The sequence below is a fragment of the Streptomyces virginiae genome (assembly GCF_000720455.1).
Taxonomy (GTDB): domain Bacteria; phylum Actinomycetota; class Actinomycetes; order Streptomycetales; family Streptomycetaceae; genus Streptomyces; species Streptomyces virginiae.
This window is the reverse complement of sequence record NZ_JOAK01000035.1, coordinates 16,176-41,697: the sequence shown is the minus strand read 5'-3', so window position 1 is coordinate 41,697 and position 25,522 is coordinate 16,176. Positions and strand designations below refer to the sequence as shown.

Here is a 25,522-nt window from a genome sequence, read left to right as displayed (position 1 = left end):
CCGACGCCCCCGGCTCCGACGGCGGCGGCCTGCCCGCCCCGCGCGCCCAGGGCCCCGAGGTCATCGGCGTCCGCAAGGGCATGTTCGGCGCCGGGAACGGCGGCGACACCAGTGGCTACGGCGGCCTCGTCCGCACCGTCGCCCTGCCCGGCGCGAGCGCCCGGCCGTACGGCTCCTACTTCGACGAGGTGGCCGACGAGCTCGAAGGCGCCCTGGAGGAGCAGGACCTGGTCCCGGAGAACGCCATCGAGAAGACGGTCGTCGACCGGGGCGAGCTCACCTTCCACATCGCCCGCGAGCACCTCCTGCGGGTCGCGCGCACCCTGCGCGACGACCCCGCCCTGCGCTTCGAGCTGTGCACCGGGGTCTCCGGAGTCCACTTCCCCGGGGACAAGGGCCGCGAGCTGCACGCCGTCTACCACCTGCGCTCGCTCACGCACGGCCGGATCCTGCGGCTGGAGGTGTCCGTGCCGGACGCCGACCCGCACGTCCCCTCGCTCGTCTCCGTCTACCCGACCAACGACTGGCACGAGCGCGAGACGTACGACTTCTTCGGCCTGGTCTTCGACGGGCACCCGGCCCTCACCCGGATCATGATGCCGGACGACTGGCAGGGCTTCCCGCAGCGCAAGGACTACCCGCTCGGCGGCATCCCCGTCGAGTACAAGGGCGCCCAGATCCCGGCTCCCGACCAGCGGAGGTCGTACAGCTGATGTCCCCCATCTCGAATGACGCAGACCACTCCTCCGCTCGCGAGACGACCGAGGGCACCGTCTACACCGTCACCGGCGGCGACTGGGACGAGATCGTCCAGTCCGCGGCCAAGGCCGACGACGAGCGGATCGTCGTCAACATGGGTCCGCAGCACCCGTCCACCCACGGAGTGCTGCGCCTGATCCTGGAGATCGACGGCGAGACGGTCACCGAGGCCCGCTGCGGCATCGGCTACCTCCACACCGGAATCGAGAAGAACCTCGAATTCCGCAACTGGACGCAGGGCACCACCTTCGTCACGCGCATGGACTACCTGACGCCGTTCTTCAACGAGACGGCGTACTGCCTCGGCGTCGAGAAGCTCCTCGGCATCACCGACCAGATCCCGGACCGCGCCACCGTCATCCGCGTCCTGCTGATGGAGCTCAACCGGCTCTCCTCCCACCTGGTGTGCATCGCCACCGGCGGCATGGAGCTGGGCGCGACCACGATCATGATCTACGGCTTCCGCGACCGGGAGCTGATCCTTGACGTCTTCGAGCTGATCACCGGGCTGCGCATGAACCACGCGTTCATCCGCCCCGGCGGCCTCGCGCAGGACCTGCCCCCGGGCGCCGTCGACCAGCTGCGCGAGTTCGTGAAGACCATGAAGAAGAACCTGCCGGAATACGACAAGCTCGCCACCGGCAACCCCATCTTCAAGGCCCGCATGCAGGACGTCGGCTACCTCGACCTCTCCGGCTGCATGGCGCTCGGCGCCACCGGCCCGATCCTGCGCTCCGCCGGCCTGCCGCACGACCTGCGCAAGTCGGACCCGTACTGCGGCTACGAGACCTACGAGTTCGACGTGCCGACCACCGAGACCTGCGACTCCTACGGGCGGTTCCTGATCCGCCTGGAGGAGATGCGCCAGAGCTTGCGGATCGTCGAGCAGTGCCTGGAGCGGCTGGAGCCCGGTCCCGTGATGGTCGCCGACAAGAAGATCGCCTGGCCGGCGCAGCTGGCCATGGGCCCCGACGGCCTCGGCAACTCGCTCGACCACATCAGGAACATCATGGGCACCTCCATGGAGGCCCTCATCCACCACTTCAAGCTGGTGACCGAGGGCTTCCGGGTACCGGCCGGGCAGGCGTACGCCGCCGTCGAGTCGCCCAAGGGCGAGCTCGGCGTCCACGTCGTCTCCGACGGCGGGACCCGCCCCTACCGGGTCCACTTCCGCGATCCGTCCTTCACCAACCTGCAGGCCATGGCCGCGATGTGCGAGGGCGGCCAGGTCGCCGACGTCATCGTCGCCGTCGCCTCCATCGACCCCGTGATGGGAGGCGTCGACCGATGACCGCCAGTCCTCAGAACCGAGGGGTCTCGCTGGGCATGCCCCAGCTGCCCGCCCCCGACTTCCCGGCGGAGGTACGGACACGCCTCGAAGCGGACGCGAAGGAAGTCATCGCCCGCTACCCCGACAGCCGCTCCGCGCTGCTCCCGCTGCTGCACCTGTGCCAGTCGCACGAGGGGTACGTCTCCAAGACCGGCGTCCGCTTCTGCGCCGAGGTGCTCGGCCTGACCACGGCCGAGGTCACCGCAGTCGCCACCTTCTACACCATGTACCGGCGCAAGCCGTCGGGCGACTACCAGGTCGGCGTCTGCACCAACACCCTGTGCGCGGTCATGGGCGGCGACGCCATCTTCGAGGAGCTCAAGGAGCACCTCGGGGTCGGCAACAACGAGACCACCCCCGACGGCAAGGTCACCCTCGAACACATCGAGTGCAACGCGGCCTGCGACTACGCCCCCGTGGTGATGGTCAACTGGGAGTTCTTCGACAACCAGACCCCCGAGTCCGCCAAGGCCATGGTCGACGACCTGCTCGCCGGCCGCGAGGTCTCCCCGACCCGGGGCGCGCCGCTGTGCACGTACAAGGAGACCGCCCGGATCCTGGCCGGTTTCCCCGACGAGCGCGCGGGCGCGGTCGAGGCCACCGGCGGCGCCGGCCCCGCCTCCCTGATCGGCCTGCGCATCGCCCGCGGCGAACCCCCGCACACCCCGATCGTCCACCCGCGCGGCGAGACCCGTACCGAGGGAGGGGAGTGATGACCGTGTCGACCGAACTGAGCAAGAACGGCACCAGCCCGGAAAAGCTCCTCGCACCCGTCCTGTCGGCCTTCTGGGACGAACCCGAATCGTGGACGCTGGAGACCTACCGGCGCCACGAGGGGTACGAAGGCCTGCGCAAGGCGCTCGCAATGACCCCGGACGACCTCATCGCCTACGTGAAGGACTCCGGTCTGCGCGGACGCGGCGGGGCCGGCTTCCCCACCGGAATGAAGTGGCAGTTCATCCCGCAGGGCGACGGAAAGCCGCACTACCTCGTCGTGAACGCCGACGAGTCGGAACCGGGCACCTGCAAGGACATCCCGCTCCTCTTCGCCAACCCGCACTCCCTCATCGAGGGAATGATCATCGCCTGCTACGCGATCCGCTCGCAGCACGCCTTCATCTACCTGCGCGGCGAGGTCGTACCGGTCCTGCGGCGCCTGCACGAGGCGGTGCGCGAGGCGTACGAGGCCGGATACCTCGGCAAGGACATCCTCGGCAGCGGGCTCGACCTCGACATCACGGTGCACGCGGGCGCGGGCGCGTACATCTGCGGCGAGGAGACGGCGCTGCTCGACTCCCTCGAAGGCCGGCGCGGCCAGCCCCGGCTGCGTCCCCCCTTCCCTGCCGTCGAGGGGCTCTACGCGTGCCCCACTGTCGTCAACAACGTCGAGTCCATCGCCTCGGTTCCCGCGATCCTGAACAAGGGCAAGGACTGGTTCAAGGCGATGGGGACCGAGAAGTCCCCCGGCTTCACGCTGTACTCGCTCTCCGGGCACGTCGCCGGACCCGGCCAGTACGAGGCCCCGCTCGGCATCACCCTGCGCCAGCTCCTCGACATGAGCGGCGGCATGCGGCCCGGGCACCGGCTGAAGTTCTGGACCCCGGGCGGATCCTCCACCCCGATGTTCACCGACGAGCACCTCGACGTCCCCCTGGACTACGAGGGCGTCGGCGCCGCCGGCTCCATGCTCGGCACCAAGGCCCTGCAGTGCTTCGACGAGACCACCTGCGTGGTGCGGGCCGTCACCCGGTGGACCGAGTTCTACGCGCACGAGTCCTGCGGCAAGTGCACGCCCTGCCGCGAAGGCACCTACTGGCTGGTCCAGCTGCTCCGCGACATCGAGGCCGGCAAGGGCGTCATGTCCGACCTCGACAAGCTGAACGACATCGCCGACAACATCAACGGCAAGTCCTTCTGCGCCCTCGGCGACGGCGCGGCCAGCCCGATCTTCTCCTCGCTCAAGTACTTCCGCGAGGAGTACGAGCAGCACATCACGGGCAAGGGCTGCCCCTTCGACCCCAGGAAGTCGACCCTCTGGGCCGACACGGAGGTGAACGCATGACCGTCACCACTACGGCCGCCTCCGGGGGAGAACCAGCCGTCCCGCCGCAGGACCTGGTCTCGCTGACGATCGACGGCGTCGAACTCTCGGTGCCCAAGGGCACCCTCGTCATCCGCGCCGCCGAACAGCTCGGCATCGAGATCCCCCGGTTCTGCGACCACCCCCTCCTGCCCCCGGCCGGCGCCTGCCGCCAGTGCATCGTCGAGGTCGAGGGCCAGCGCAAGCCGATGGCCTCCTGCACCATCACCTGCACCGACGGCATGGTCGTCAAGACCCAGCTGACCTCCGAGGTCGCCGACAAGGCCCAGCGCGGGGTGATGGAGCTGCTGCTCATCAACCACCCGCTGGACTGCCCCGTCTGCGACAAGGGCGGCGAGTGCCCGCTGCAGAACCAGGCCATGTCGCACGGCAACGCCGAATCCCGCTTCGAGGGCAAGAAGCGGACCTACGAGAAGCCCGTCCCGATCTCCACCCAGGTGCTGCTGGACCGCGAGCGGTGCGTGCTGTGCGCCCGCTGCACCCGCTTCTCCAACGAGATCGCCGGCGACCCGATGATCGAGCTCCTGGAACGCGGCGCGCTCCAGCAGGTCGGCACCGGCGAGGACGACCCCTTCGAGTCGTACTTCTCCGGCAACACCATCCAGATCTGCCCGGTCGGCGCCCTCACCTCGGCCGCGTACCGGTTCCGCTCCCGCCCCTTCGACCTCGTCTCCTCCCCGAGCGTGTGCGAGCACTGCGCGGGCGGCTGCGCGACCCGTACCGACCACCGCCGCGGCAAGGTGCTGCGGCGCCTCGCCGCGGAGGACCCCGAGGTCAACGAGGAGTGGGTCTGCGACAAGGGCCGCTTCGGGTTCCGCTACGCGCAGCGCCCGGACCGGCTGACCACCCCGCTGGTGCGCAGCGCCGCCGGAGTCCTGGAGCCGGCCAGCTGGCCCGAGGCCCTGGAGGCCGCCGCGAACGGCCTCGCCGCCGCGCGCGGCCGGGCCGGCGTGCTCACCGGCGGCCGGCTCACCGTCGAGGACGCCTACGCCTACGCCAAGTTCGCCCGGGTGGTGCTCGACACCAACGACATCGACTTCCGGGCCCGCGTGCACAGCGCGGAGGAGGCCGACTTCCTGGCCGCCACCGTCGCCGGCACCGGCAAGGACCTCGACGGCGACGGCGTCACCCACACCTCGCTGGAGGCGGCGCCCACGGTGCTCCTCGCCGGCATCGAGGCCGAGGAGGAGGCCCCCGGGGTCTTCCTGCGGCTGCGCAAGGCCCACCGCAGGCACAAGCAGCGGACCTTCGCCCTCGCCCCCTTCGCCACCCGCGGGCTTCAGAAGGCCGGCGGCACCCTGCTCGCCGCCGCTCCCGGCACCGAGCCCGACTGGCTCGACGCGCTGTCCTCGCGGACCGGCCTGGAGGCGGGCGGCGGCGAAGCCGCCGAGGCGCTGCGCAGGCCCGGCGCCGTCATCGTCGTCGGGGAGCGCCTCGCCGGCGTGCCCGGCGCGCTGACCGCCGCCGTACGGGCGGCCGCCGCGACCGGCGCGAAGCTGGTGTGGATCCCGCGCCGGGCCGGGGAGCGGGCGGCCGTCGAGGCCGGCGCGCTGCCGTCCCTGCTGCCGGGCGGCCGACCGGCGACCGACCCGCGGGCCCGCGACGAGGTCGCCACCGCCTGGGGCCTGGACGAACTCCCGCACCGCTACGGCCGCGACACCGGTCAGATCGTCGAGGCGGCGGCCACCCGGGAACTGTCCGCGCTGCTGGTCGCGGGCGTCGAGGTCACCGACCTGCCCGACCCCGCCCGCGCGCGGACCGCCCTGAAGGAGGCCTTCGTGGTCTCCCTGGAGCTGCGGCCCAGCGAGGTCACCGACCACGCGGACGTGGTCCTGCCGGTCGCCGCGGTCGCCGAGAAGGCGGGCGCGTTCATCAACTGGGAGGGCCGGGTCCGGCCGTTCGAGGCCGCGCTCAAGCCCGACCAGATGACCCGCAGGCTCGCCCCGGCCGACGCCCGCGTCCTGCACATGCTGGCCGACGCCGCCGACCGGCCGATCGCGCTGCCCGACGTGCACGCCGTACGCCGCGAGCTGGAGCGGCTCGGCCCCTGGGAGGGCGGGCTCGCCGCGGAGCAGTCCACCGACCCGGTGCCGCTGCCCCGTCCGGGCGCCGGCGAGGCGGTCCTCGCGGGCCACCGGCTCCTCCTCGACCAGGGCCGGCTCCAGGAGGGCGACGAGGCCCTGGCCGGCACCCGCCACGAGGCGAGCGCCCGGCTGTCGGCCGCCACGGCCGCCGAGACGGGCGTCAAGGACGGCGACGTCCTCGCGGTCACCGGCCCCGTCGGCACCGTGGAACTCCCGCTCCGGATCACCGAGATGCCCGACCGCGTGGTCTGGCTCCCGCTGAACTCCACCGGCTCCGGCGTCCTCGCCGACGCCGGAGCCCGCCCGGGCACCCTCGTACGCATCGGTCCGGCGACCCCGGCCGGCGCAGGCGACACCACTGCGGAGGTGGGCGCGTGAACACCGTTCAACTCGCTGCCGAGGACCTGTCCCTCTTCGGACGGGACGTCTGGTGGCTCGTCGTCGTCAAGGCGGTGTTCTGCTTCGCCTTCCTGATGGTGACGGTGCTCTTCTCCATCGTGTGGGAGCGCAAGGTCGTCGCCTGGATGCAGCTGCGCATCGGCCCCAACCGGCACGGCCCCTGGGGCATGCTCCAGTCGCTCGCCGACGGCGTGAAGCTGATGCTCAAGGAAGACATCATCGTCAAGCGGGCCGACAAGGTCGTCTACGTCCTGGCTCCGATCATCGCGGCGATCCCGGCCTTCATGGCCATCGCGGTGATCCCCTTCGGCCCGGCCGGCGACGAGGTCTCCATCTTCGGCCAGCGCACCTCGATGCAGCTGACCGACCTGCCCATCGCGATGCTCTACATCCTCGCGGTGGCCTCGGTCGGCATCTACGGCATCGTCCTCGCGGGCTGGTCCTCCGGCTCCACGTACCCGCTCCTCGGCGGCCTGCGCTCCTGCGCGCAGATGATCTCCTACGAGATCGCGATGGGCGCGGCCTTCGCCTCGGTCTTCCTCTACTCCGGGTCGATGTCGACCTCGGCGATCGTGGATGCCCAGCAGGACCGCTGGTTCATCGTGCTGCTGCCGGTGTCCTTCATCATCTACGTCGTCACGATGGTCGGCGAGACGAACCGCGCCCCCTTCGACATGCCGGAGTCCGAAGGCGACCTGGTCGGCGGCTTCAACACCGAGTACTCCTCGATCAAGTTCGCGCTGTTCATGCTCGCCGAGTACGTCAACATGGTCACCGTCTCGGCGGTCTCGGTCACCCTGTTCCTGGGCGGCTGGCGGGCCCCGTACCCGATCAGCACGTTCTGGGAGGGCGCCAACCACGGCTGGTGGCCGTTGCTCTGGTTCGTCCTGAAGGTGCAGCTGCTCCTGTTCTTCTTCATCTGGCTGCGCGGCACGCTGCCGCGCGTGCGCTACGACCAGCTGATGAAGCTGGGCTGGAAGGTCCTGATCCCGGTCTCCGTGGTCTGGCTGATGATGGTCGCCACCGTCCGGGCACTGCGCAACGAGGCGTACGAGATCGGCGACATCGCCCTCTACGTCGGCGGCGCCGTCGTGGCGATCCTGCTGCTCTCCCTCGTCGCGGACGTCTTCCGCGACAAGCGCGAGAAGGCCGCGGCCGCGGACGCGGCCGAGGACGCCCGGCCCTTCGACCCGCTGGCGGGCGGGTTCCCCGTACCGCCCAAGCCCGGCCAGCACCTGGCACCCGTACCGCGCAGGCGGCCCCGCAGCGAGCGGGAGCTGATCGTCAGTGGCGGCGCGAACCCCGACAGTGACCGAGAGGAGGGTGCTGAGAATGTCTGACGAGAAGTGGCAGAACCCGGTGGCCGGCTTCGGCGTGACCTTCAAGGCCATGTTCAAGAAGCGCCTCACCGAGCAGTACCCGGAGCAGCAGAAGACGACCGCCCCGCGCTTCCACGGACGGCACCAGCTCAACCGGCACCCCGACGGTCTGGAGAAGTGCATCGGGTGCGAGCTGTGCGCCTGGGCCTGTCCCGCCGACGCCATCTACGTGGAGGGCGCGGACAACACCGAGGAGGAGCGCTACTCCCCGGGCGAGCGGTACGGCCGGGTCTACCAGATCAACTACGCCCGCTGCATCCTGTGCGGGCTGTGCGTCGAGGCGTGCCCGACCCGGGCGCTGACCATGACCAACGAGTTCGAACTGGCCGACGCCAGCCGCGAATCGCTCATCTACACCAAGGAGCAGCTGCTCGCCGGCCTGAGCGAGGGCATGGTCGAGGCCCCGCACTCGATCTTCCCCGGCACCGACGAGCAGGACTACTACCGCGGACTGGTGACGGGCGCGGCCCCGGGCACGGTCCGGCAGGTGGCGGTCTCCAAGGGCGAGGAGCCGGCCGACTCCGCCGACTCCGCCGGCGGCGCCGCGGCGGAGGTGGGGGCATGAGCGCCGTCGCCGCGACCGCCACCTCCAGTGGCGAGGCCGTGCAGTTCTGGATCCTCGGCACGGTCGCCGTCATCGGCGCGCTGGCCACGATCCTGATGAAGAAGGCCGTGCACAGCGCACTCAGCCTCGCCGGGACGATGATCATCCTGGCCGTCTTCTACCTCGCCAACGGGGCGTACTTCCTGGGCGTCGTCCAGGTCATCGTCTACACCGGCGCGATCATGATGCTCTTCCTCTTCGTGGTCATGCTCGTCGGCGTCACCGCCGCCGACTCCCTGAAGGAGACCATCAAGGGACAGCGCTGGCTGGCCGTCCTGTGCGGCCTCGGCTTCGGCATCCTGCTGTTCGCGGGCATCGGCCACGCCGGGCTGGGCCAGTTCAACGGACTCGGCCGGATCAACTCCGCCGGGCACGTCGAAGGTCTGGCGCAGCTGATCTTCACCAAGTACGTCTTCGCCTTCGAGATCACCGGCGCACTGCTGATCACCGCGGCCGTCGGCGCGATGGTGCTCACCCACCGAGAGCGCACCGAACGGGCCGCGACCCAGCGCGAGCTGGCCGAGCGCCGCGTACGCGCGGGCGTGCAGCTCCCGCCGCTGCCCGCGCCCGGCGTCTACGCCCGGCACAACGCGGTGGACGTCGCCGGCCTGCTGCCGGACGGCACCCCGTCCGAGCTGACCGTCAGCAAGACGCTGCGCGCCCGCGGCCAGATCCGCGACGTGTCCAGCGAGGCGCTCGACGACCTCAAGGCGCTGGAGCAGCGTTCCGCGGAGCGCCTGGGCCGTGAGGAGGCCTCGCAGTGAATCCGGTCAACTACCTGTACCTGGCGGCCCTGCTGTTCACCATCGGCGCCACCGGAGTGCTGATCCGCAAGAACGCGATCGTGCTGTTCATGTGCGTCGAGCTGATGCTCAACGCCTGCAACCTCGCCTTCGTCGCGTTCTCCCGGATGCACGGCAACCTCGACGGCCAGATCATCGCCTTCTTCACGATGGTCGTAGCCGCCGCGGAGGTCGTGGTCGGCCTGGCGATCATCGTGTCGCTGTTCCGTACCCGCCACTCGGCCTCGGTCGACGACGCCAGCCTGATGAAGCTGTAAGGGGTCGCTGTGGAGAACCTGATTGCGCTGCTGATCGCGGCGCCCCTGCTCGGAGCGGTGGTGCTGCTCTGCGGCGGCCGGCGCCTCGACAAGACCGGCCACTGGCTCGGCACCCTGCTCGCGGCCGTCTCCTTCGGGATCGGCGTCGTGCTCTTCGCCGACATGCTGGGGCGCGGCGCCGACGACCGGACGCTGACGCAGAACCTGTACACCTGGATCCCCGTCGAGGGCTTCCAGGCGGACATGGCGTTCCAGCTGGACCAGCTGTCGATGACGTTCGTCCTGCTGATCTCGGGCGTCGGCACGCTCATCCACGTGTACTCGATCGGGTACATGGAGCACGACGAGCGCCGCCGACGCTTCTTCGGCTACCTCAACCTGTTCGTCGCGGCCATGCTGCTGCTGGTCCTCGCCGACAACTACCTGCTGCTGTACTTCGGCTGGGAGGGCGTGGGCCTCGCCTCGTACCTGCTGATCGGCTTCTGGCAGCACAAGCCCAGCGCGGCCACGGCCGCCAAGAAGGCCTTCCTGGTCAACCGGGTCGGCGACATGGGCCTGTCGATCGCGATCATGCTGATGTTCACCACGTTCGGGACCTTCGCCTTCGGGCCGGTGTTCGGCGCGGTGGGGGAGGCCTCGGAGGGCAAGCTCACGGCCATCGGCCTGATGCTGCTCCTGGCGGCCTGCGGCAAGTCGGCGCAGGTCCCGCTGCAGTCCTGGCTCGGGGACGCGATGGAGGGCCCGACCCCGGTCTCGGCCCTCATCCACGCGGCGACGATGGTGACCGCGGGCGTCTACCTGATCGTCCGGTCCGCCGCGGTCTTCAACGGGGCGCCCGACGCCCAGCTGGTCGTCACCGTCGTCGGCGCGGTCACGCTCCTGTTCGGTGCGATCGTCGGTTGCGCGAAGGACGACATCAAGAAGGCCCTGGCGGGCTCGACGATGTCGCAGATCGGCTACATGATCCTCGCCGCGGGCCTCGGCCCGATCGGCTACGTCTTCGCGATCATGCACCTGGTGACGCACGGCTTCTTCAAGGCCGGCCTCTTCCTCGGCGCGGGTTCCGTGATGCACGGGATGAACGACGAGGTCGACATGCGCAAGTACGGCGGCCTGCGAAAGTACATGCCGGTCACCTTCGTCACCTTCGGCCTCGGCTACCTGGCGATCATCGGCTTCCCGGGCCTGTCCGGCTTCTTCTCCAAGGACATGATCATCGAGGCGGCCTTCGCGAAGGGCGGCACCGAGGGCTGGATCCTCGGCGGGGTCACCCTGCTGGGCGCCGGCATCACCGCCTTCTACATGACCCGCGTCATGCTCCTCACCTTCTTCGGCGAGAAGCGCTGGCAGCCCACGGCATCCGACAGCGGCTCCGCCGCGGGGTCCGGCCACGAGCCGCACCCGCACGAGTCCCCGAAGTCGATGACCGTCCCCATGGTCATCCTGGCCTTCGGGTCGGTCTTCGCCGGCGCCTTCTTCGAGATCGGCGAGCGCTTCCTGAAGTGGCTGGAGCCCGTCACCGGCTATTCCCACGGCAACCCGCCGGTCAGCGCCATGACGGTCACCGCGGCCACCATGGTGATGCTCCTCGTCGGCGTCGGCATCGCCTGGGCGATGTACGGCAAGCGGCCCGTCCCGGTCGTCGCCCCGCGCGGCTCCTTCCTCACCCGGGCGGCCCGCCGCGACCTGTACCAGGACGACTTCAACCACGTCGTGCTGGTGCGCGGCGGGGAGCACCTGACCCGCTCCCTCGTGTACGTCGACCACAGCCTGGTCGACGGGGTGGTCAACGGGACGGCCGCCTCGGTCGGCGGCCTCTCGGGCCGGCTGCGCAAGCTGCAGAACGGCTACGCCCGCAGCTACGCGGTCTCGATGTTCGGGGGCACGGCGATCCTGATCGCCGCGACCCTGCTGATGAGGGCGGTGTGACATGAACTTCCCGCTTCTGACGGTCACGGCCGCGGTGCCCGCGGTCGGCGCGATCCTCACGGCGGCCGTCCCGGCCGCCCGCCGGACCGCCGCCAAGTGGCTCGCGCTGTTCTTCTCGCTGGCGACACTGGCCCTGGCCGTGCTCGTCGCGGTCCGCTTCGAACCCGGTGGCGACCGCTACCAGCTCACCGAATCCCGCGCCTGGATCCCCGACTTCGGCGTCCGCTACGAACTGGGCGTGGACGGCATCGGGGTGGTCCTCATCGGACTCACCGCGCTCCTGATCCCCTTCGTGATCGCGGCCGGCTGGCACGACGCCGACCCGCTGGAGACCAGCTCGAAGCGCTGGCGTCCGACCCAGGGCTTCTTCGCCCTGATCCTGATGGTCGAGGCGATGGTGATCATCTCCTTCGAGGCCACCGACGTCTTCCTCTTCTACATCTTCTTCGAAGCCATGCTCATCCCGATGTACTTCCTCATCGGCGGCTTCGGGGACCGGGCCCACTTGGGCAGCGACGAGAACGCGGCCGCGCAGCGCAGTTACGCGGCGGTCAAGTTCCTGCTCTACAACCTGGTCGGCGGCCTGATCATGCTGGCCGCGGTGATCGGCCTGTACGTGGTCGCCGGGAACTTCTCCCTCCAGGAGATCACCGCCGCCCGCGCCGCGGGCACCCTGGACATGGCGACCAACACCGAGCGGCTGCTGTTCCTCGGCTTCTTCTTCGCCTTCGCGGTGAAGGCCCCGCTGTGGCCGCTGCACACCTGGCTGCCGAACGCGATGGGCGAGTCCACCGCCCCGGTCGCCGTACTGATCACCGCGGTCGTCGACAAGGTCGGCACCTTCGCGATGCTCCGCTTCTGCCTCGGGCTCTTCCCCGACGCCAGCAAGTGGGCCACGCCGGTGATCCTCGTACTGGCCCTGATCAGCATCGTCTACGGGGCCCTGGTCGCGGTCGGGCAGCGGGACATCAAGCGGCTGGTGGCCTACGCCTCCATCTCGCACTTCGGCTTCATCATCCTGGGCATCTTCGCGATGACCTCCCAGGGCCAGTCGGGCGCCACCCTCTACATGGTCAACCACGGCCTGTCGACGGCGGCGCTGATGCTGGTGGCCGGCTTCCTGATCTCGCGGCGCGGCTCGCGGCTCATCGCCGACTACGGCGGCGTCCAGAAGGTCGCCCCGGTCCTCGCCGGGACCTTCCTCATCGGCGGCCTCGCCACCCTCTCGCTGCCGGGCCTCGCGCCCTTCGTCAGCGAGTTCCTGGTCCTGGTCGGGACGTTCGCCCGCTACCCGGTCGTCGGGATCGTCGCCACCGTCGGCATCGTGCTGGCCGCGCTCTACACGCTCGTGCTCTACCAGCGCACGATGACCGGGCCCGTGAAGGAGGAGGTCCGCACCATGCCGGACCTGCGCCTGCGGGAGGTGCTGGTGGTCGCCCCGCTGATCGCGCTGCTGATCGGGCTGGGCGTCTACCCGAAGGTCCTCACCGACATCGTCAACCCGGCGGTGGAGCACACCATGTCGGACGTGAAGCAGACGGACCCGAAGCCCGAGGTCGCCGTCGAAGCCAAGAACGGGGAGGAGGCGAAGTGAGCACACTGACTTCCGCCCACAGCCTGTGGACACTGGCGGCCGACACGCCGGCCGACCGGATCCCGGCGCCGACCATCGAGTACGCGCAGCTCGCGCCCACGCTGATCGTGGTGGGCGCGGCCGTCGTCGGGATCCTGGTGGAGGCCTTCGTGCCCCGCCGGTCCCGCTACTACGTCCAGGTGTTCCTCGCCCTCGCCGCGCTGGCCTCGGCCTTCGCCGCGGTCGTCGGCCTCGCGGCCGGCGGGTACGGCTCGTCCAAGGCCCACATCGCCGCGATGGGCGCCATCGCCGTGGACGGTCCCGCGCTCTTCCTGCAGGGCACCATCCTGCTGGCCTCGGTCGTCGCCGTCTTCACCTTCGCCGAGCGGCGCCTGGACCCGGCCGCGCACGGCAACCGGGTGGACTCCTTCGCCGCCCAGGCGGCTTCGGTACCGGGCAGCGACAGCGAGAAGGCCGCCGTCAAGGCGGGCTTCACCACCACCGAGGTCTTCCCGCTGGCCCTGTTCGCGATCGCCGGCATGCTGATCTTCCCGGCGGCGAACGACCTGCTGACGCTGTTCGTCGCCCTGGAGGTCTTCTCCCTCCCGCTGTACCTGCTCTGCGCCGTCGCCCGCCGCCAGCGGCTGATGTCGCAGGAGGCCGCGGTGAAGTACTTCCTGCTGGGGGCCTTCTCCTCCGCCTTCCTCCTCTTCGGCATCGCGCTGCTCTACGGCTACGCGGGCTCCGTGTCGTACGCGGTGATCGCCGACGTCGTCGACGGCACGATCACGAAGATCGACCCGGCACTGGCCGGCACCATGGGCAACGACGCGCTGCTGCTCATGGGCGGTGCGCTGATCCTGACGGGCCTGCTCTTCAAGGTCGGTGCGGTCCCCTTCCACATGTGGACCCCGGACGTCTACCAGGGCGCCCCGACCCCGGTCACCGGCTTCATGGCGGCGGCGACGAAGGTGGCCGCGTTCGGCGCCCTGTTGCGGCTGCTGTACGTGGTCCTGCCGGGGCTGCGCTGGGACTGGCGGCCGGTGATGTGGGCGGTGGCCATCGTCACGATGCTGGCGGGCGCGGTGATCGCCGTGACCCAGACCGACGTCAAGCGGCTCCTGGCGTACTCCTCCGTCGCGCACGCCGGCTTCATCCTGGCCGGTGTGATCGCGACGTCGGCGGAGGGCGTCCAGTCCGTCCTCTTCTACCTGCTCGCCTACTCCTTCGTGACGATCGGCGCGTTCGCGGTGGTCACTCTGGTGCGCGACGCGGGCGGCGAGGCGACGCACCTGTCCAAGTGGGCCGGTCTGGGCCGGCGTTCGCCGCTGACGGCGGCCGTGTTCGCGGTGTTCCTGCTGGCCTTCGCCGGCATCCCGCTGACGTCGGGCTTCACGGGCAAGTTCGCCGTGTTCAGCGCGGCGGCCGAGGGCGGCGCGGGAGCGCTGGTCGTGATCGGTGTCCTGTCGTCCGCGATCGCCGCGTTCTTCTACATCCGGGTGATCGTCCTGATGTTCTTCAGCGAGCCGAAGGCCGACGGCCCGACGGTGGCCGTCCCGTCGCCGCTGACGATGACGACCATCGCGGTGGGCGTCGCGGTCACCCTGGTCCTGGGCCTGGCCCCGCAGTACTTCCTGGACCTGGCCGGTCAGGCGAGCACCTTCGTCCGCTGACCGGTTCCGCCGCACGTCACAGGGCCCGGCCCCCCTCGGGGGAGCCGGGCCCTCGGCCGTGTGCGGGTCTACTCCGGTAGCCCCTTCGGCTTGATGGTGGTGTTCTTGTTCTCGACCCGCCAGTAGTGAGGGATTCCCGCCCGCGCGTACTTGACCGGCTTGGTCTCGCGGTCCCGGCCGATCGAATCGGGAGAGACGACCTCGATAGCCAGCCGGACGGACGCGACGGGGATCCGCGTCTGCTGTTCGGGGCCCCGGGCCAGTTCCTCGTCGACGACGAGGACGTCCGGCTCGGGCCGGTTCAGTCGGTCGATGTCGATGGTGAACTCTCTCATCACTTCGAGTCCGTCCGGAACCAGTGATTCGAGTTGCCATTCGAAGAATCGCAGCGCTCGCATATGGAAACGGGTTTGCGGACTCGCGAAGATCAGGCTCCCGTCGATCAGCTCCGTGTGCGGAGGCAGGTCGGGAAGCCGGTCAAGGTCGTCGGCCGTCCACCCGCCCGCAGGCGGGACGGGCCAGCGCGGGGCGGGCTCCTGCTCAGGGGTCTCGGGATCGACGCTCATCGGTAGTGCTCCCATGCCACGGAGTCTCGCGAGTCCGATCGGCGTATCACCCGGGATTCCCGGAGAAGTCGTCCTGACGGCATCGGCGGGCCCGGACTAGTGGCCGTGCGCGTGGGCGGCGGCCGGCTTGCCCGGGGTGGGGGCCTTGATCGGGCAGGTCAGGGCCGTGTTCCAGTTGTGGAAGCGGCCGGCCGGGTTCTTCTTGTACGCCCACATGTGCAGGTCGTAGTGCTTGGGCATGCCCGCCCAGTGGCCCGGCATGGGGCCGTCGAAGGGCAGGCCGAACATGCTCGGCCGGTCGTCGGCGGTCTTCAGGTCCTGGTCCCGGTCGGTGGACATCCACTCCACGGTCTCCAGCCTGCGGCGGCCGTTCTTGTCCTTCTCCCGGCTGTAGAGGAGCGCGGTGGGCCTCGCGGGGTCCTTCGAACCCCAGTTGGCCTGCTTGACGTAGTGGTAGTTCATGGCGCCCACCCCGAACGGGTTGGTCATGCACTCCTGGCCCTTCGGGACGTACCCGTCCTTGATGGCCTCGCGCTCGTCCGCGTACTTCGCCGTCGCGGCGATCGCCGTCGCCATGTCCCGCATGGCCTTCTCGTTGCGCGGGTCCGGTGCGGGCCCCTCGACCCCGTGGGCCGGAGCCACGGCGGTCAGGCCGAGCGTCACGGCGGCCGCGCAGGTGACGAGGGTCCTCAGGCTGCGTACGGGCATGGCGGCGGCTCCTCGCGGTGGGGGTACCGGGTACGGGTTCCCGCTCCCGGTCGTCCGTCCACCATCCCGGCCCGCCGCGCGCGTCGCACGCGGCGGGCCTCCGAACGGGGGCCGGGCCGCCGAGGCGGTCAGGCGCGGGCCGCGTACGCCCGGACGTCCGCGTCGGGGTCACCGACCGCCGTGGCCAGGGCCGCCCGGGCCCCCGCCGAGTCCCGGTGGGCCAGCAGCGCCAGCACCGCCGCCTTGCGGACGTCCGCGTCGGCGTCGGCCAGGGCCTCCGCCAGGGCCGGCACCGCCACCTCCGCGGCGGCCGCCGACAGCCCGGCCGCCGCACCCGCACGCACCTGCCAGGCCGGGTCGGCCAGCGCCGCCACCGCCGTACGGGCGTACCCGCCCGGGCAGCCCACCGCGGCCAGCGCGCCCAGCGCCGCACCCCGCACCAGCGGATCGGCGTCCGCGAGCAGCGGGTCCAGCGGCGCCGGCGCCGGATCGCGCACCGCGGCCAGGCCCTTGGCGACGGCCACCCGCACCTCACGGGCCGGGTCCCCGGCGGCCGCGGCCAGTTCCGCCGCCGCGTCCACCGACACCAGACCCCGTACCGCGTGGATCCGTACGTCCACCTCGGCGTCCGCGAGCGCGGCCGCGTACAGCCCGGCGTCCCCCAGCCGCAGCGCCCGCAGCGCTTCGAGCGCGGCCGAACGCACTGCCGGGTCGGGCACGGCGAGGGCCGCCCGCAGCCCGGCCGCCAGGCCGGGATCGCCCGGCAGGACCTCCAGCAGCTCGCGCAACGCGGCCGCGGCCGCGGCCCGTACGGCGGGGTCGGAGTCCCCGAGCCGGTCGGCCAGCGCCGGCCCGGCCCCGGCCGGCACGGTCTCGCCGAGCGCTGCCACGGCCGTCGTGCGGACGGCCGGATCGGCGTCGGTCAGGTAGGGGCGCAGGGCGCCGAGGTCCGGGGACTCCTCGGCGAGCGCGAGGAGTTCGAGGATCCGCGGCGAGGAGGCGGACCCGTCGACGGGGGCGCCGGGCGCATGGCCGGGGGCCGCCGCTCCGGGGGAGCCCCGCCGCGCCGCCGGCGGCGTCCGCCGGGGTCCGGCCGTCGCCACCGGGACCAGTTCGACCTCGCCCAGGTGCCGCTCGCGGCCGCCCACCGGGGTGAACTCGTCCACCGGCACCAGGTACGGCTCCACCGGCCGCGCCGTGAACTCCATCGCCCCCGAAGCGGACTTGCGCAGGTCCAGATGGTGCAGCCAGCCTGAGTCGTCCCGCTCCGGATGGTCGGTCCGCTCGTGGTACAGCCCCCAGCGGGACTCCGTACGGGCCAGCGAGGCCCGCGCGGCCATCTCCGCGCAGTCCCGGATGAAGGACACCTCCGCGCACCGCATCAGCTCGTGCGCGGTGGTGGCCCCCATCTCCGCGATCTCCCCGCTCATCCGTTCGAAGGCCTCCACCGCGAGGGACAGCTTCGCGCCCGTCTTCGGCGGTGCCACGTAGTCGTTCACGAACCTGCGCAGCTTGTACTCCACCTGCGGCTGCGGCGGCCCGTCCGGATGCCGCAGCGGCCGGTAGACCAGCTCGTGCGCCGCCGTCAGCTGGTCGGCGGGCAGGGTGCCCTCGTAGGTCCTGTACCGGGCGGCGTCCGCACCCGCCAGGTCGCCGAAGACGAACGCCCCGATCATGTAGTTGTGCGGTACGGAGGCCAGGTCACCGGCCGCGTACAGGCGCGGGACCGTCGTACGGGCGTGGTCGTCCACGCGGACCCCCGAGGCCGAGTGGCCGCCGCACAGGCCGATCTCCGAGATGTGCATCTCGATGTCGTGGGTGCGGTAGTCGTGGCCGCGGTTCGCGTGGAAGGTGCCGCGGGTCGGCCGCTCCGTGGTGTGCAGGATCGATTCGAGGGACGCCACCGACTCCTCCGGCAGGTGGCTGAGCTTCAGGAACACCGGGCCCCGGTCCGAGGCCAGTTCGGCGGCGAACTCGGCCATCATCTGCCCCGACCAGTAGTCGGAGTCCACGAACCGCTCGCCGTGCCGGTTGACCTGGTAGCCGCCGAAGGGGTTCGCGACGTACGCGCACGCCGGCCCGTTGTAGTCCTTGATCAGCGGGTTGATCTGGAAGCACTCGATGCCGGTCAGCGCGGCGCCCGCGTGGTAGGCCATGGCGTAGCCGTCACCGGCGTTCGTCGGGTTCTCGTACGTGCCGTACAGGTATCCGGAGGCCGGCAGCCCGAGCCGCCCGCACGGGCCGGTCGCCAGGATCACCGCCCCGGCGCGCACGGTCACGAACGCGCCGGTACGGGTGTTGAACGCGGCCGCGCCGATCGCCCGGCCGTCGTCGGGCGCGGTCAGGACCCGCACCGGCATCACCCGGTTCTCGATCCGGATCAGCTCGCGCATCTCCCGCCGCCGCAGCTGCCGGTAGAGGACCTTCTTGACGTCCTTGCCCTCCGGCATGGGCAGCACGTACGAGCCCGAGCGGTGGACCTGGCGCACCGCGTACTCGCCGTGCTCGTCCTTCTCGAACTTCACCCCGTACGACTCCAGGCGCTGCACCATCGCGAAGCCGCGGGTGGCCGTCTGGCGGACCGTGGACTGGTCGACGACGCCGTCGTTGGCGCGGGTGATCTCGGCGACGTAGTCGTCGGGCTCGGCGCGGCCGGGGACGACCGCGTTGTTGACCCCGTCCATGCCCATGGCGAGGGCGCCGGAGTGGCGGACGTGCGCCTTCTCCAGCAGCAGTACGCGCGCCCCGCGCTCGGCGGCGGTCAGCGCCGCCATCGTGCCGGCGGTGCCGCCACCGATGACGAGGACGTCGCAGGAGATTTCCTCGGCGTCGCCGAGCGCGGGGATGTCCATGGTGCGGCCCTTCAGAGTGAGTTGATGATCTGCCGGCGGAGTCCGGCGTGCGTGGCGCCCCGGTCCCGCGGGGCCGGTACCGGCACCACCGCGCCGGTGCCGAGCAGGGCGACCCGGTCACCGAGGAAGAGCGCCTCGTCCACGTCGTGCGTGACGAAGACGACGGTCGCGCCGGTGCCCGCGAGGACGTCCACGAGGAGGTCCTGCATCTCGGCGCGGGTCTGGGCGTCCAACGCCCCGAAGGGCTCGTCCATGAGGACCGCCCGGGGGCGCGCGGCGAGCGCCCGGGCCAGCTGGACGCGCTGGCGCTGCCCGCCCGAGAGCTGGTGCGGCAGTTTGCGGGCGTGCCCGGCCAGACCCACGCGCTCCAGCCACTGCCCGGCGGTACGGCGCCGTTCGGCCCGGGCGTTCCCGCGGATGGCGAGGGGGAGTTCGACGTTGGCCCGGACCGTGCGCCAGGGGAGCAGGGCGTCGTCCTGGAAGACCAGCGCCCGGTCGGCGTCCGGGCCGCGGACCGGCACGCCGTCCTGTTCCACCACGCCGTCGAGCGGCGCCAGCAGCCCCGCGAGGGTGCGCAGCAGCGTGGACTTGCCGCAGCCGGACGGTCCCACGACGGCGAGCACCTCCCCGGGCTCGACCGTCAGGTCGACCCCGTCGAGGACCGTGTTCCCGCGGTGCCCGAGCCGTACGCCGCGCAGCGCGAGCCGCGCCCCGGGCGGGCCCGCGTGCGACGCGGCGCCGGGACCGGTCCGGGCGTCTGCCTGGGTCAGGCTCATGGGGTCACCTCTCGGGTCTGCTCGGCGAAGGTCTCCGCTCCGGAACGCGGGCCGGCCGTACCGGCCGGGCCCGCACCGGCCGATGCGGCGCGAAGGGCAGGCACGGCGGCCGCGGCCGGCTCGCGGGACGGGCGCCACGAGAGCAGGCCCGCCCGGCCCCGGGCGGCGGAGGACGGCACGGGGCCGGAGGAGTCGCGCGAGGGCAGCCACCGCGTCAGACGGCGGCCCGCCCGCTCCACGGCCGTGGACGTCAGCCAGCCCAGCGCGCCGATGGTGACCATGCCGACGAAGACGCCGGGGTAGTCGACCACCGTGTAGTCCTGCCAGGTCCGGTAGCCGACCCCGTACTCGCCGGAGATCATCTCCGCCGAGATCACACAGATCCACGAGACGCCGATGCCGACCGACAGGCCGCCGAAGACGCCGGGCAGGGCACCGGGCAGGACCACCGAGAACAGCACCCGCCCCCGGCCGCCGCCCATCGTCAGGACCGCCTCCTCCCACACCGGGCTCAGCGCCCGCACCGCGTGCCGCGTCGAGACCACGACGGGGAAGAAGGCGGCGGTGAAGGTGATGAAGACGATCCCCTGCTCGTTGGAGGGGAACAGCAGGATCGCCACCGGGACCAGCGCGATGGCGGGAACCGGCCGCAGCACCTCCAGCAGCGGGCCCAGCAGGTCCTCCGCGATCCGGGACCGCGCCACCGCCGTGCCCACCGCGACCCCCGAGGCCGCGGCGAGCGCGAAGCCCGACACGATCCGGCGCAGGCTGGAACCCAGGTCCTGCCAGTACGCCGCCTCCCGCGCCCGCTGCCCGAAGGTCGAGGCCACCTCGCCCACGGTCGGGAACTGCTCGAAGCGCAGCCACAGGTTCACGTCCAGCGCGGTCAGCCCCTGCCACAGCAGCAGGGCCGCGCCCAGCGAAGCCGCCCGCAGCGCCCACCGGCCGGCCGTCATGACGCCAGGGCCCCGGCCTCGGCGAAGCCCACGATCCGCGCCCCCGACCCCTGGTGCGCGTCGACGTACGCCTTCGCGCCCGCCGGGGTGACGAAGGCCCGCAGCTCCGGCCCCTCGGCCACCCACACTGCCTTGTCCGCGAACCACAGGGTCCCGGTCACCGCGTCCGGCACGTACGCCGCCCTGACGTCCGCGCCCCGGGCCGCCTTCAGCAGCTCGCGCGGCGAGTCGAAGCTCTGCGTACGGGCCTGGCCCTTCAGCCACAGCTCGGAGCGGGCGGCCGCCGCCACCGGGTACGGCTGCGTGCCCTCCGCAGCCCGCTTCAGGGGCTCCGGGTCCACGAAGGCGTCCACGTCGACGCCGGGGACCAGCCCCGCGTCCTTCAGCACCGGAACGTCCTGCTTCAGCGCGTCGATCAGCTCCGGGCGCAGCGCCGGGTCGAAGGTCGCGATGCCGTTCGCCCCGTTGTAGAGGTACACCACCTCCGCGGGCAGCCCCGTCTCCTTCGCCACCGACTCGGCCGCCGCCACGGGTTCCGTGCGCAGGTGGTCGGTGGCCTTGCGCTGCGCCCGCAGGAAGGCTTCCAGCACACCGGGCCGTTCCTCGGCGAACTTCTCGCGGACCGTGACCCCGTGGAAGGTCGGCAGGTTCAGCTCGGCGCCGTCGTACAGGGCCTTCGCCCGGCCCTCGTAGGCCAGCTGCCCCGGCCACGCCACGAACTGCGAGAGGGCGTCCACGCTGCCCGCCTGGAGCGCCGAAGCGCCCACGCTGGGCTGCTGGTTGAGCTTCTCGATGCCGTTGGACGGATCGATCCCGGCGCGCCGCAGGGCCCGTTGGAGCGTCCCGTCGGCGGCGGAGCCGACGCTGGTCGACACCTTCTTCCCGCGCAGGTCGGCCAGCGACTCCAGCTTCGAACCGGGGGCGGTGACCACGGTGTTGAGGCCGCCGCGCAGGTTGTAGCCGGTCACGGAGACGAGCCGGGTGGGCTGCTTCAGCTCCTTGCCGCGGGCGGCGTTGATGAGGAGCGGGAAATCACCCATCGACCCGATGTCGATCTTCCCCGCGGTCATCTGCGCGGTGATCGGGGCGCCGGTGGCGTAGTCCTGCCAGTCCACCTTGTACGTGACGCCGTCCTCCTTGCCGCGCGCCGCGAGCTCCTGCTCGAAGTGGCCGAGGGAGCGCAGCAGGGTGCCGGCGGTGACGGTGTTGATGGTCTTGGACTGGTAGCCGACGGTCACGGTGACCGTCTTGGGGCCGGCGGCTCCGGCGGAGCCCGAGCAGGCCGTGGCCAGGGGAGCCAGCAGCAGGGCGAGCGCGAGCGGCGCGACTGCCTTCGTACGCATGGGTGTGGGACCTTTCACCGGAGCAGGTAGGGCATGTTGACGGTGACCGCGCCGGTGGGGCAGCGGGCGGCGCAGGGGCCGCAGTACCAGCACTCGTCCACGTGCATGTAGGCCTTGCCGTCGTCCTCGCGGATCGCGAGCGAGTCGAGCGGACACATGTCGACGCACAGGGTGCAGCCGTCGATGCACAGGGACTCGTCGATGGTCACGGGCACGTCGCCGCGCTGGGGGACCAGAGGCATGGCTGTCTCCAGGAAGGTGGGTACGCAGAGGTTCAGAGCGAGCGGCGCAGCAGGCCGCTCATGGTGATCCGGTCGCCGCGGAAGCGGATGAACTCCAGGTCCACGGGCCGGCCGTCGGCCAGGTGGGTGAGCCGCTCCAGCATCAGGACGGCGGCCCCGCGCGGGGCCTGGAGCACGGCGGCGGAGTGCGCGTCGGCGTTGACGGCTTCGAGGGTGATCTCGGCGTGGCCGAGTGGCTGCCCGGTCTGCTGCTCCAGCAGCCGGAAGACGTCGGTGTTCTCCAGGTCGCAGCCGAGCAGCGCGGAGCCGATGTCCAGGGGGATGTAGGTGAGGTCGAGGGAGAGCGGCAGCCCGTTCAGGCGCCGCAGCCGTTCGATGTAGAGCACGTCCGTGTGCTCGGGCAGGCCCAGGCGGTGGGCGACCGGTGCGGGCGCCGGCACCGGGCCGGCGGTGCGGACCTCGTTGGTGACGGTGCCGTGCTCGTGCAGGGTCTCGGCGAGGCCCTGCAGACGGTCGAGGCCGTGCGGGTACTTCTCGCAGACGACGACGGTGCCGACGCCGGGCTGCCGTTCCACGAGCCGTTCGCCGCGCAGCAGGTCGAGGGCCTGGCGGACGGTGTTGCGGCTGGCCCGGTAGTCGGCGGCGAGGGCGTTCTCCAGCGGGAGGACCCCGGTGGGGAAGGCGCCCGAGAGGATCTGGTGGCGCAGCAGGTCGGCGAGCTGCCGCGCCTGGTCCGCGCGCAGTCTCCGCCGCCGCGCGGCGTGGTCGAGGCTGCGTTCGGCTGGCATGGCACGGAACATACCGACGGCCCGCGGACGGTGGTGTTGCGGCAGTATTGCGCCACCGGGGGGATCCTGCGTACCCCCTGTGACCTGCGGTTCCGGCGGGGTGGTGGAAAGATCCGCCACCCCGCCGACCAAGGGGTGGACTACGCGGTGCCCACGATGCGGCCGACGACCTCACCGAGGCCGACGCGCGTGCCGTCCGGGCCGGGGGCCCAGGCGGTGAGGGTGACGGTGTCCCCGTCCTCCAGGAAGGTGCGCTTGCCGTCGGCGAGCTCGATGGCGTCGCGGCCGTTCCACGTCAGCTCCAGCAGCGAGCCGCGCTGGCCGACCTCGGGACCGCTGACGGTGCCCGAACCGAAGACGTCGCCGGTGCGCAGGGAGGCGCCGTTGACGGTCATGTGCGCGAGCTGCTGGGCGGCGGTCCAGTACATCGTCGCGAACGGCGGCTGCGCCACCTCCTGCCCGTTGATGGAGACGGTGATGTGCAGGTCGAAGCCGCCGGGGCGGTCGACGGCCGCGTCGTCCAGGTAGGGCAGGAGCGGGAAGTCCCGGGCGGGCGGGGCCACGCGTGCGGCGTCCAGGGCCTCCAGCGGGGTCACCCAGGCGGAGACGGAGGTGGCGAAGGACTTGCCGAGGAAGGGGCCCAGCGGCACGTACTCCCAGGCCTGGATGTCCCGCGCCGACCAGTCGTTGAGCAGGAAGAGTCCGAAGACGTGGTCCTCGAACGCGCCCAGCGGCACCGGGCGGCCCAGCTCGGACGGGGCGCCGACGACGAAGCCGACCTCGGCCTCGATGTCGAGCTTGACGGACGGGCCGAAGACGGGCGCCGGGTCGGTGGGCGCCTTGCGCTGCCCGGAGGGCCGTACGACGTCGGTCCCGGAGACCACGACGGTGCCGGAGCGGCCGTGGTAACCGATCGGCAGGTGCTTCCAGTTGGGCGTCAGCGCGTCGCCGTCCGGGCGGAACATCCTCCCGACGTTGGTGGCGTGGTGCTCGCTGGCGTAGAAGTCGACGTAGTCGGCGACCTCGTACGGCAGGTGGAGCGTGACCTCGTCCAGCGGCAGCAGGTGCGGCTCGACCGTGGGGCGGTGGCCGGGGTCGGTCACCCAGGCGGTCAGCGCGCGCCGCACGTCGCGCCAGGCGGTGCGCCCGGCGGCCAGCAGCGGGTTGAGGCAGGAGTGGCCGAGCAGCCCGGCGTACGGGGAGCCGAGCGCCACCGCGGCCGCTCCCGCGTCGAGCACGTGCCCGCCGATGCGCACACCGATCCGCCGGCGCTCCTCGCCGGCGGTCGAGAAGACGCCGTAGGGGAGGTTGTGCGGCCCGAACGGGTCGCCCTCGGGAACATCGAGGGGGCTCTGCTGGGGCATGGGGTACTGCCTCGCTTTCGACGCGGTCCGGGGGTGTCCCGGGGGCTGGTTGACACGTTACGTGGCTAGGGGGGCGCGTGGGAGGCCGGATTCGCGCTCTATTTGTAGGACTTGTCCAAAGGGGTCCGTATCCTTGGCGCCGTGACTTCCGCGCCGCTTCCGGCCCTCCCCTATGCCTTGATCGCCACTGACCTGGACGGGACTCTGCTGCGTGCCGGGGACACCGTTTCAGCCCGGTCCCATGCGGCTCTCGACGCCGCCCGGGCGGTCGGCGCCCGGCACATCATCGTCACCGGCCGCCCCGTCCCACAGGTCCGACACGTTTTCGACGGACTCGGCTACACGGGGCTCGCGGTGTGCGCGCAGGGCGCGCAGGTGTACGACGCGGCGCGCGGCCGGCTGCTGCACTCCGTGTCCATGGACCGGGAGCTGGCGGAGGTGGCCCTCGGCAAGATCGAGGCGGAGGTCGGCGAGGTCTACGCGGCGGTCAACCAGGAGGGCCTGGACGCGGAGATGCTGATGGGCCCCGGCTACCGGATGTGGCACCCGCACCTGCCGACGGTGCGGGTGGCCCGGCGGTCGGGCCTGTGGTCGGCGCCGATCAACAAGGTGCTGCTCCAGCATCCGGAGCTGGACGACGACGAGCTGACGCGGGTGGCGCGGTCGGTGGTCGGGGACCTGGTGAACGTCACGATGGCGGGGGAGCACACGGTGGAACTCCAGCCGCCGGGCATCGACAAGGCCAGTGGGCTCGCTCGGGCGGCGGACGTCCTGGGGGCGTCCCCGGCCGGGACGATCGCCTTCGGGGACATGCCGAACGACGTGCCGATGTTCGCGTGGGCCGCGCACGGGGTGGCCATGGCCAATTCCCACCCCGAGCTGGTGGCGGTGGCCGACGAGCTGACGCTGTCGAACGAGGCGGACGGCGTCGCGGTGGTGCTGGAGCGGTTGTTCGGCTGACCGCCGACGGGGCGGAGTCCCGGGGCCGAGCCCCCGGACCGCCCGCCGGGGCGGTCCGGGCGTCCGGGCGGTCCGG

Annotated in this window: 21 protein-coding genes and 1 pseudogene; 13 read left to right on the top strand and 9 right to left on the bottom strand. The window is 71.7% G+C overall.

The features are described from left to right. Positions 1 to 29: 29 nt before the first annotated feature. The 12 genes from IG86_RS0133470 to nuoN are packed head-to-tail and all read left to right on the top strand — an operon-like array spanning position 30 to position 14,891. Positions 30 to 713, top strand: a complete 684-nt coding sequence (locus tag IG86_RS0133470) for an NADH-quinone oxidoreductase subunit C (RefSeq protein ID WP_030653434.1) — start codon at positions 30 to 32, stop codon at positions 711 to 713. Continuing rightward, a complete protein-coding gene (locus IG86_RS0133465; protein ID WP_030902016.1) occupies positions 713 to 2,050 on the top strand; it encodes an NADH-quinone oxidoreductase subunit D in 1,338 nt (445 codons plus the stop codon). Before IG86_RS0133470 ends, IG86_RS0133465 begins: the two co-directional genes overlap by 1 nt. Further along, positions 2,047 to 2,802 (top strand): NADH-quinone oxidoreductase subunit NuoE, encoded by a 756-nt coding sequence (gene nuoE / locus IG86_RS0133460; RefSeq protein ID WP_078848352.1) that lies wholly within the window; start codon positions 2,047 to 2,049, stop codon positions 2,800 to 2,802. Before IG86_RS0133465 ends, nuoE begins: the two co-directional genes overlap by 4 nt. Further along, complete coding sequence (nuoF, locus tag IG86_RS0133455) at positions 2,802 to 4,151, top strand: NADH-quinone oxidoreductase subunit NuoF (RefSeq protein ID WP_030831593.1); 1,350 nt, start codon at positions 2,802 to 2,804, stop codon at positions 4,149 to 4,151. Before nuoE ends, nuoF begins: the two co-directional genes overlap by 1 nt. Beyond that, positions 4,148 to 6,652, top strand: coding sequence for an NADH-quinone oxidoreductase subunit G (locus tag IG86_RS0133450; protein WP_030902015.1), 2,505 nt, complete (start codon positions 4,148 to 4,150; stop codon positions 6,650 to 6,652). The genes nuoF and IG86_RS0133450 overlap by 4 nt, the downstream gene beginning before the upstream one ends. After that, positions 6,649 to 8,013: an NADH-quinone oxidoreductase subunit NuoH gene (gene nuoH / locus IG86_RS0133445; protein ID WP_030831599.1), complete on the top strand. Its 1,365-nt coding sequence runs from the start codon at positions 6,649 to 6,651 to the stop codon at positions 8,011 to 8,013. Before IG86_RS0133450 ends, nuoH begins: the two co-directional genes overlap by 4 nt. Then, positions 8,006 to 8,617 carry an NADH-quinone oxidoreductase subunit NuoI gene (gene nuoI / locus IG86_RS0133440; RefSeq protein ID WP_030831602.1) on the top strand — a complete coding sequence of 204 codons (612 nt, stop codon included), beginning with the start codon at positions 8,006 to 8,008 and terminating at the stop codon, positions 8,615 to 8,617. The genes nuoH and nuoI overlap by 8 nt, the downstream gene beginning before the upstream one ends. Then, positions 8,614 to 9,420 carry an NADH-quinone oxidoreductase subunit J gene (locus tag IG86_RS0133435; protein ID WP_030902014.1) on the top strand — a complete coding sequence of 269 codons (807 nt, stop codon included), beginning with the start codon at positions 8,614 to 8,616 and terminating at the stop codon, positions 9,418 to 9,420. The genes nuoI and IG86_RS0133435 overlap by 4 nt, the downstream gene beginning before the upstream one ends. After that, positions 9,417 to 9,716 carry an NADH-quinone oxidoreductase subunit NuoK gene (nuoK, locus tag IG86_RS0133430; protein ID WP_030653455.1) on the top strand — a complete coding sequence of 100 codons (300 nt, stop codon included), beginning with the start codon at positions 9,417 to 9,419 and terminating at the stop codon, positions 9,714 to 9,716. Before IG86_RS0133435 ends, nuoK begins: the two co-directional genes overlap by 4 nt. A 9-nt stretch (positions 9,717 to 9,725) precedes the next feature. Continuing rightward, the gene (gene nuoL, locus IG86_RS0133425) at positions 9,726 to 11,645 is read left to right on the top strand and encodes an NADH-quinone oxidoreductase subunit L (protein WP_030831607.1); all 1,920 of its coding nucleotides are present in this window, start codon (positions 9,726 to 9,728) and stop codon (positions 11,643 to 11,645) included. A gap of 1 nt (position 11,646) precedes the next feature. Next, entirely contained in the window at positions 11,647 to 13,239 is a 1,593-nt protein-coding gene (locus IG86_RS0133420; RefSeq protein ID WP_030831610.1) for an NADH-quinone oxidoreductase subunit M, read from the top strand. 5 nt (positions 13,240 to 13,244) lie between these two features. Further along, positions 13,245 to 14,891, top strand: a complete 1,647-nt coding sequence (gene nuoN, locus IG86_RS0133415) for an NADH-quinone oxidoreductase subunit NuoN (RefSeq protein ID WP_385872833.1) — start codon at positions 13,245 to 13,247, stop codon at positions 14,889 to 14,891. Positions 14,892 to 14,995: 104 nt separating this feature from the next. Here the strand turns inward: nuoN and IG86_RS0133410 are convergent. The 9 genes and pseudogenes from IG86_RS0133410 to fahA all read right to left on the bottom strand — a co-directional run. Further along, a pseudogene (locus IG86_RS0133410) lies at positions 14,996 to 15,457 on the bottom strand (Uma2 family endonuclease); the annotation flags it as partial. A gap of 96 nt (positions 15,458 to 15,553) precedes the next feature. After that, the gene (locus IG86_RS0133405; RefSeq protein ID WP_030831618.1) at positions 15,554 to 16,165 is read right to left on the bottom strand and encodes a hypothetical protein; all 612 of its coding nucleotides are present in this window, start codon (positions 16,163 to 16,165) and stop codon (positions 15,554 to 15,556) included. A gap of 128 nt (positions 16,166 to 16,293) precedes the next feature. Beyond that, entirely contained in the window at positions 16,294 to 19,017 is a 2,724-nt protein-coding gene (locus IG86_RS0133400; RefSeq protein WP_030902010.1) for a fumarate reductase/succinate dehydrogenase flavoprotein subunit, read from the bottom strand. Positions 19,018 to 19,028: 11 nt separating this feature from the next. After that, positions 19,029 to 19,793, bottom strand: a complete 765-nt coding sequence (locus IG86_RS0133395; RefSeq protein WP_030831621.1) for an ABC transporter ATP-binding protein — start codon at positions 19,791 to 19,793, stop codon at positions 19,029 to 19,031. Continuing rightward, a complete protein-coding gene (locus tag IG86_RS0133390; protein WP_078906121.1) occupies positions 19,790 to 20,749 on the bottom strand; it encodes an ABC transporter permease in 960 nt (319 codons plus the stop codon). Before IG86_RS0133390 ends, IG86_RS0133395 begins: the two co-directional genes overlap by 4 nt. Continuing rightward, positions 20,746 to 22,092: an ABC transporter substrate-binding protein gene (locus IG86_RS0133385; protein ID WP_030831627.1), complete on the bottom strand. Its 1,347-nt coding sequence runs from the start codon at positions 22,090 to 22,092 to the stop codon at positions 20,746 to 20,748. The genes IG86_RS0133390 and IG86_RS0133385 overlap by 4 nt, the downstream gene beginning before the upstream one ends. A 14-nt stretch (positions 22,093 to 22,106) precedes the next feature. Further along, positions 22,107 to 22,334 carry a 4Fe-4S dicluster domain-containing protein gene (locus tag IG86_RS0133380; protein WP_030831630.1) on the bottom strand — a complete coding sequence of 76 codons (228 nt, stop codon included), beginning with the start codon at positions 22,332 to 22,334 and terminating at the stop codon, positions 22,107 to 22,109. Positions 22,335 to 22,366: 32 nt separating this feature from the next. Continuing rightward, positions 22,367 to 23,122, bottom strand: coding sequence for a GntR family transcriptional regulator (locus tag IG86_RS0133375; RefSeq protein ID WP_030831633.1), 756 nt, complete (start codon positions 23,120 to 23,122; stop codon positions 22,367 to 22,369). A gap of 140 nt (positions 23,123 to 23,262) precedes the next feature. Beyond that, positions 23,263 to 24,486 carry a fumarylacetoacetase gene (gene fahA / locus IG86_RS0133370; RefSeq protein WP_030831637.1) on the bottom strand — a complete coding sequence of 408 codons (1,224 nt, stop codon included), beginning with the start codon at positions 24,484 to 24,486 and terminating at the stop codon, positions 23,263 to 23,265. 141 nt (positions 24,487 to 24,627) lie between these two features. On the opposite strand from fahA, the gene IG86_RS0133365 reads away from it, so the two are divergent. Next, entirely contained in the window at positions 24,628 to 25,446 is an 819-nt protein-coding gene (locus IG86_RS0133365) for an HAD family hydrolase (protein WP_030831640.1), read from the top strand. The last annotated feature ends 76 nt before the right edge of the window (positions 25,447 to 25,522 follow it).